The organism is Flammeovirga sp. OC4 (assembly GCF_000812565.1).
Classification (GTDB): domain Bacteria; phylum Bacteroidota; class Bacteroidia; order Cytophagales; family Flammeovirgaceae; genus Flammeovirga.
In genome coordinates this window covers 1-571 of sequence record NZ_JTAM01000187.1, presented here as the reverse complement: position 1 = coordinate 571, position 571 = coordinate 1, and the positions used below count along the sequence as shown (strand labels likewise).

Here is a 571-nt window from a genome sequence, read left to right as displayed (position 1 = left end):
TGCTTGGGATCTCACCGAAAAAATCATGACAGATAAAAAAGGTGTTACACATATTGACTTTGTACCACCCTCGTTTGTTAAAGATAAAAAAATTGAAGAGCTGGAAGAAAGGGTCAGTGAACTAGAAGATAAACTAGATGAAATAAACAGTCTCTCTCATCATTAAATCCAAAAACAATGGCAAAAGCAGAAAAGAAAATCAAAGAAAGAGTGCAAATGCTTAAATCTGTTAAAGCTCTTACAACATTAACCTATTATGGTCTGATCACTAATGAAGAGCGACTTACAATAAGTCACAGAATCACAAATAAGTTTAAGGAGCACGTAAGTCCCTTTCGTAAGCAATCAGCTTTAAAAGAAGAACAGAATGGACGAGAATGATATTCTAAGAGTAAGGTTTAAAGCTCTTCAAAAAGAAAACGAACAATTGAAACGTAAGCTTTCAGAAGTTAACAAAGTCCTTAATCTTTTAATCAAATTTATAAATAAAACGAATCGTGAGTAAAATAAAATCTTTTGATCTATCAAACGTAAAACTTGAGAATTTAGTAATTCATCAAGTAGGGAATAA

1 protein-coding gene is annotated in these 571 nt (G+C 31.5%); it reads left to right on the top strand.

What is annotated here, in order from left to right; all coding sequences use genetic code 11:
• The first annotated feature begins 177 nt into the window (after nt 1-177).
• Complete coding sequence (locus PL77_RS29900) at nt 178-381, top strand: hypothetical protein (protein WP_044213746.1); 204 nt, start codon at nt 178-180, stop codon at nt 379-381.
• Nucleotides 382-571 lie beyond the last annotated feature (190 nt).